This window comes from Amycolatopsis rhizosphaerae (assembly GCF_007713715.1).
GTDB classification, from domain to species: domain Bacteria; phylum Actinomycetota; class Actinomycetes; order Mycobacteriales; family Pseudonocardiaceae; genus Amycolatopsis_E; species Amycolatopsis_E rhizosphaerae.
This window is the reverse complement of record NZ_VJWX01000622.1, coordinates 1-3,735: the sequence shown is the minus strand read 5'-3', so window position 1 is coordinate 3,735 and position 3,735 is coordinate 1. Positions and strand designations below refer to the sequence as shown.

The window sequence follows — 3,735 nt, the reverse complement described above, 5'->3', positions numbered from 1 at the left end:
GCGGCTCCGACCGCCCAAACCGGCCCGCGATCCGCGCATGCAACTCATCCAACTGGCCCACGACAAGATCCAACACCACACACACCATGATCCACTACAGATCAAGCAAGTGCCGTTGCAGTACTAGCGGACATTCGCATGCCGGGCCGGGACGGCCTCGCCGTGACGCGCGCACTGGCCGGGCCGGCGGTGGCCGATCCCCTTCGGGTCGTGGTGCTCACCACCTTCGACCTCGACGAGTACGTCTACACCGCGGTGCGCAACGGAGCCTGCGGTTTCCTGCTCAAACGGTCGGGGGCTCCGCTGCTGATCGAAGGCGTCCGGGCCGCCGTCGCCGGGGACATGCTCATCAGTCCTCAGGTCACGCTGCAACTGTTCCGGCACCTCGCGCCGCGTCGAGCGCCGCGCGATGCCGCGCTACCGCTCACCGAACGCGAACTCGCCGTTGCACGGCTGGTCGCGGAGGCGAGAACGAACGGGGAAATCGCCGAGAAGCTCTGCATCTCGGCGGGAACCGTGAAGACACATCTGGTCAATATCCAGCGAAAGCTGAAGACAAGGAATCGCGTCGCGATCGCCGCGTGGGTGTGGGAAACCGGCGAGAGTGGAACATGAGTACGTCACTCATCGACGAAGATCAACTGGGTGGTGATCCGGTCACGCTGTGCTTGATCCGCTACGGTAAGCATCACCCATAAGTGTTATCTTTTCGCGGGATCGGGGAAAGTGAGAGGCTTTCAGCCTTGGGGTACCCATCGTCCTGGTAGCTTCGGCCGCGCCTTGAGTTTTGCGGGATGTGCGGTCGGGTGATAGCCGATCGGCGGTGAGGTGGACGAAGCCGGCCAATCGGTGGGCAATGGAGGATTTCTGATGGCGTTGGTGCGCACGATGCTGCGCAGCGGGTCCGGTGACATCGTGACGGCGATCAAGCTCGCCGACCGGACGGGCATCGTTGCGGCCAGCGCGCCGCCGACTTCCCCGGAGGCGGTCGGTTCAGCCGGTACGCCCGTGAGCAAGTTGCCTCCGGTTCCGGTAGTCCTCGACAGGGACTTCGATGCGCCTGGTGCCTCGGCGACACGGCGTCTGCGGCGCAACCTGCTGTTCGCCTGCGCGGCGGCCCTGTTCCTGATCGTCGGGTGGATCGGCGGAGGAACCTTCGGGCACCACGACGGCGACTCCACGCCCGCCGTGGCGACCGGAGCGGTCACCGGCAAGGAACCGGCAGACGAACCGAGCCAGATCAGTGTGCCGCCGACAGCCACGCGGACGTCGGCCCAGCCGACTCCGACCGGCACACCGAGCAGTGACGGTGCCGACAACCACAAGGAGACGAGCGCTCCGGCCAAGCGGGTGGTCCACAAGACCTCGCCGTCCGGACCGGCCACCACCAGCAGCCCGTCCCGACCGGATCTGCTGGACCGGACTGCGGCCACGATGCAAGACCCGATGTCGGCCGTGGCCCAGCAGTTCCAGCAGATGGTGGGCTCCTGGGCCTGGACCGACCTGGCCAACTGGGGTTACGGCCCCGTCTCGGGTTACGGTCCCGACTTTGTTTACGGGGCCGAGCAGCCGCGATTCGGTCATCGCTGAGGCGCAAGCGCTTCCGCATTTCACGAGTGGATGGCGTTGATGGCCCAGGCGACGACCAGGAGCGCGAGGATCAGCGAGACCGATGACTGCAACATCATGGTCACCTTCGCCCACCGTCGCAGGGGCATCACGTCGGTCGGGCTGAACGCCGTCGCGTTCGTGAACGAGAGGTACAGATAGTCGGCGTAGGTGGGTTTCCAACCCCTCGGCGCGAATTCCGGGCTGCTCATCTGCGGGAACATGAAATCCGGGTACTCGGCGGTGCCGGTGGCCCGCTGCCCCGGCCCACCGCGGTCGAACTCCCAGTACCACAGCGAAAACACGACGATGTTGGTCCAGTACACGATCGCCGCGCTCACCAGGATCGACGCGGGGCGATCGGTGATGGAGGCGGAGACGATCCCCTCGACGAGCTGCACCGCGGAGGCACCGTTGGTCACGCTGACCGCCGCCACCAAGGACAGGGCGACGCCCCGGTCCAGCCGGGTGCGCTGATCCACCCGGCCGGGATTGATCAGCATCAGCGCCACCACCAGCAACCCGGACACGGCAGGCAGGAGCCAGCCCGGGCGCAGCACCAGCTCGTTGGGCAGCAGCAGCTGAAGGACGAGGGTGCTGACGACGACCGTGACGGCGAGCCACCGGTGTTCACCCCGGGACGGGGCTCGCCAAGCCGGTGGCGGTTCCTCCTCCTCCGAAGAATTCACCCCCAGACGGTAACGGCCGACCACAAGACGGCCGGCCGTGACGAGGCGAGTCGGGTCAGACGTTCGTGATCTCGGCGATGAAGGCGTCGACGTCGAAGTAGCCGGCCTCCGCGCCGATCGGAACGACCTCGGCGGAGGCGTCGAGAAAGCGCTCGACATCCTCGCGCTCCATTTCCACGAGCGCGTAGCCGTCGGGGGATTCGATCTCGAGGATCAGCAGGTCCTCGTCCGTGGCGAGGTCCGGGCGGACCCGCACGTCGCCGATTCCCGCGGGTTCGGACAGACCGGTCACCAGCAGTTCGCGGGCGAAGGTCCACTCCACCCAGCGTCCCCGTTCGGTGCGGAACGCGAGGTTGACGGCGAACGGTTCGCTGCCCACATAGGACAGTCGCGACAGGACGGGGGCAGGGGAGCCGTTCAGGGTGACGAACTGGTTCTGGTGGACGGCATCGGTGTTCACGTGCCACTCCTCGCGGTCAGGGTTCGCGGGGCGCGAACGATCGGACAGCCAGGAGATGCCATTCGGTGGCGATGATGATGCACGGGGTCCCACATTCACGCGATCCGGTGTAAAAGTGTCTTGCCTGTAACATGCGAAGAGTGGCCTCGTCAGCCGCCGGTCAGGGGAATGCCGAGACCGACCTTCACCCGGTCCATCACCACGCTGGTGGTGAAGTGCCGGACCTCCTCGTTTTCGAAGAAGGTCCGCCGGGTGAACGCTTCGAACGCCGTCATGTCCCGGCAGGTGACGAGCAGCATGAAGTCCGCCGAGCCGGTGACGTAGTAGCACTGCTGGACCACCGGGTCGGCCAGCACCTGCTTGCGGAAGGCGTCCAGCACGTCGATCCGTTCGCGTTCCATTTCGACGCTCACGACGAAGGTCATGTCCACCCCGACCGCCTTCGGGTCGATCACGGCGACCTCTCGGCTGATCACCCCGGCCTCCCGTAGCCGCTTGATGCGGCGCTGTACCGCCGCGGCCGACAGGCCCACCTGGGCGCCGATGGATTCGGCGATGGTCCGGGAGTCCTCCTGCAGTCGGCTGAGAATGGCGAGGTCGAGCTGGTCGAGGTCGGCGGCGGGCACCCTCGCATGGTAGCCAAGAATGCCCGTTCTCCAGGGAGTTTCAGGCCGGTGCGGTGAACCGGGTGCGATGGATTTCACCAGGGGCGGCGAACCGCAGGAGGTCCGCTCCGGCGCTGTCGAGGGCCGCGAGGTCCGTCCTGGGGATACGGCCGTGCAACTCGACGTCGAGGGTGGCCGCACCCCGTTCCCGTTCCATGCGCCACCTGCCGCGGACGAAGCCGTCGAGCAGCACGGTGCCGGGGACGATTGCGTTCGGCGTCGTCAGCACCTGCTTCCTCATCTGCTCAGAAAGGACACGGCCGCGGTCCGCGTGGGCGAGCAGAAGGTTGTCGTATTCGGCGATGAACCTGGG

At 66.5% G+C, this 3,735-nt stretch carries 6 protein-coding genes and 1 pseudogene; 3 read left to right on the top strand and 4 right to left on the bottom strand.

Features of this window, described 5'->3' with window-relative positions:
* Positions 1–129: 129 nt before the first annotated feature.
* The 3 genes and pseudogenes from FNH05_RS39930 to FNH05_RS34385 form a co-directional block, all read left to right on the top strand.
* Positions 130–303: pseudogene (locus tag FNH05_RS39930) on the top strand (response regulator); the annotation flags it as partial.
* A 39-nt stretch (positions 304–342) separates the two neighbouring features.
* Complete coding sequence (locus FNH05_RS39925) at positions 343–615, top strand: response regulator transcription factor (protein ID WP_342781648.1); 273 nt, start codon at positions 343–345, stop codon at positions 613–615.
* A 255-nt stretch (positions 616–870) separates the two neighbouring features.
* Positions 871–1,590, top strand: a complete 720-nt coding sequence (locus tag FNH05_RS34385; RefSeq protein WP_144593027.1) for an RAD23 family protein — start codon at positions 871–873, stop codon at positions 1,588–1,590.
* Positions 1,591–1,610: 20 nt separating this feature from the next.
* Here FNH05_RS34385 and FNH05_RS34380 read toward each other — a convergent pair whose 3' ends face one another.
* The 4 genes from FNH05_RS34380 to FNH05_RS34365 form a co-directional block, all read right to left on the bottom strand.
* Positions 1,611–2,297 carry a hypothetical protein gene (locus FNH05_RS34380; protein ID WP_246128118.1) on the bottom strand — a complete coding sequence of 229 codons (687 nt, stop codon included), beginning with the start codon at positions 2,295–2,297 and terminating at the stop codon, positions 1,611–1,613.
* Positions 2,298–2,352: 55 nt separating this feature from the next.
* Positions 2,353–2,757 (bottom strand): SsgA family sporulation/cell division regulator, encoded by a 405-nt coding sequence (locus FNH05_RS34375; protein WP_144593025.1) that lies wholly within the window; start codon positions 2,755–2,757, stop codon positions 2,353–2,355.
* Between the two features lie 149 nt (positions 2,758–2,906).
* Positions 2,907–3,383, bottom strand: a complete 477-nt coding sequence (locus FNH05_RS34370) for an Lrp/AsnC family transcriptional regulator (RefSeq protein ID WP_144593024.1) — start codon at positions 3,381–3,383, stop codon at positions 2,907–2,909.
* A 40-nt stretch (positions 3,384–3,423) separates the two neighbouring features.
* The coding region (locus FNH05_RS34365; protein ID WP_144593023.1) for a DNA glycosylase AlkZ-like family protein at positions 3,424–3,735 on the bottom strand (312 nt) is incomplete at its 5' end.

Coding starts and splice junctions, on each gene's coding strand:
- FNH05_RS39925 (WP_342781648.1), top strand. CDS start 343: ATGCTCATCAGTCCTCAGGTCACGCTGCAACTGTTCCGGCACCTCGCG.
- FNH05_RS34385 (WP_144593027.1), top strand. CDS start 871: ATGGCGTTGGTGCGCACGATGCTGCGCAGCGGGTCCGGTGACATCGTG.